The organism is Rhodococcus sp. BS-15 (genome assembly GCF_000813105.1).
In the GTDB taxonomy this organism is placed as follows: domain Bacteria; phylum Actinomycetota; class Actinomycetes; order Mycobacteriales; family Mycobacteriaceae; genus Rhodococcoides.
Window position 1 is genome coordinate 1 of record NZ_BAOX01000507.1, and the last position, 1,883, is coordinate 1,883.

The 1,883-nt window shown below is 67.9% G+C and carries 2 protein-coding genes; both read left to right on the forward strand.

From position 1 onward, the window contains the following. On the forward strand, window positions 1-920 hold a 920-nt coding region (locus tag RHBS_RS27400; RefSeq protein ID WP_145977649.1), incomplete at its 5' end, for an exonuclease SbcCD subunit D. Beyond that, the coding region (locus RHBS_RS27405; protein WP_145977650.1) for an AAA family ATPase at window positions 917-1,883 on the forward strand (967 nt) is incomplete at its 3' end. The genes RHBS_RS27400 and RHBS_RS27405, both read left to right, overlap by 4 nt.

A 1,883-nucleotide genomic window follows, 5' to 3' on the forward strand; every position in this document is an offset into this window, starting at 1 on the left:
GCGCGGGCGCCGCGTTCGCGTCGGCAGGAGGGCTGGCATCTGATGACGCGGGTGGCGACGTCGCCACCCCGGTCGTCATCGACGACGAGCACGGCCGCGTTGCGTTCTACGGCATTCCGTATCTCGAGCCCGAAACCACTCGCCTCGAACTCGACGTTCCCACTGCGCGTACCCATGCCGACGTGCTCGGTGCCGCGATGGATCGGGTGCGCGGCGACCTCGCGACGAGAAGCGAGGCAGGGCAACGCGTTCGCTCCGTCGTGCTCGCCCACGCTTTCATCGTCGGCGGTGAGGCGACCGGGTCGGAGAGGTCGATCTCCTCCGGCGGTATCGAAACTGCGCCTGCGTCGGCGTTCGACGGGGTCGACTACGTGGCGCTCGGACATCTGCATTCGCCCCAGACCCTCACCGATCGGGTGCGGTACTCCGGTTCGCCCCTGCCCTATTCGTTCGGCGAGCGGTCGCACCACAAGGCGGTGTGGATTCTCGAACTCGACGCGAACGGGCTGGGCAGCGTCGAGCGAGTGGACCTGCCGGTGGTGCGCGGGCTCGCCCGCATCGAAGGCACGGTCGAGGAATTGACAACGGACACAGCATATTGCGAGTTCGAGGACCATTACGTCTCCGCCGTGCTCACCGACGAGGTACGTCCGGTCGACGCAATGCGCCTGCTGCAGCAGCGTTTTCCGCACGCTATCCACCTGGAATGGCGTCGCCCGGAGGGATCCGGAGAGCTACGCTACCGCGACCGTGTGCGCGGCCGCAGCGATCTCGACATCGCCACCTCGTTCGTGACGGACATGCGCAGCGTGCCGACGGCAGCGGAGTCCGCGCTCCTGGCTCGTGCTCTGGCCTCCGTGCAACGCGAGGCCGAGGCCCTCCGCGGGACGGCCACCACAGCCGACCGCGGTGCTGCATGAGACTGCATTCGCTCGAGATCAGCGCCTTCGGTCCCTTCGCGGGCACCGAGACGGTGGACTTCGATGCGCTGGGAGCCGACGGGCTCTTCCTGTTGCACGGTCACACCGGAGCCGGCAAGACGACGGTGCTCGACGCCGTGGCGTTCGCGCTGTACGGAACAGTGCCCGGAGCTCGTCGCGAGGGCAAGCGGCTGCTGTCCGATCACGCGGCCAAGGGTGCGGTGCCACAGGTGACGTTGGAAGCGACACTCGGTGGGCGGCGCATCAGAATTGTGCGCAGTCCGGAGTTCCTGCGGCCCAAGCTCCGAAGCACGGGCACCACCAAGCAACACGCCAAGGCCAGTCTCACCTGGCTCGACGGCCGCGGGCAGAACCTCACCCGGCTCAATGAGATCGGTGACGCCGTCAACGCGCTGCTCGGGATGAGTGCCGACCAGTTCTTTCAGGTGGTGCTGCTGCCGCAGGGTGAGTTCGCGCGCTTCCTCCGAGCCGACAGCGACGAACGCGGAAATCTGCTCGAAAGACTTTTCGACACAGGCAGATTCGGCGACGTCGAAGAGTGGTTCGCGCAGCGTCGCCGGGAGCTCGCTGCCGAGCTCTCCGACGCTCACCACGCCATCGACATCATGCTCGGCCGGGTGTCGCAGGCATCGGGAGTGCCCGAGCCCGCGGGCGAGGACGGCGAACAGCCGGACCCCCTCGAATGGGCGGCCGATGTCCTCGACGATGCCCGGCAGAATCGGACCCTCGCGCAAGGTCGGGCGGTGCTGATCGACGCGGCAGCTCGGCGTGCGTCGGCAGCTCTGACGAAGGCCACCATCGTTGTCGATCTGCAGCGGCGACGAGCTCTCGCCGAGGGGCAACTCGCACAATATCGGGAGGGCGAGACGGCGCGAGCAGCGCGCAGAACCGAGCTCGCCGATTCCGCGGCCGCCGGACCGATCGCGGACACTGCCGCAGACC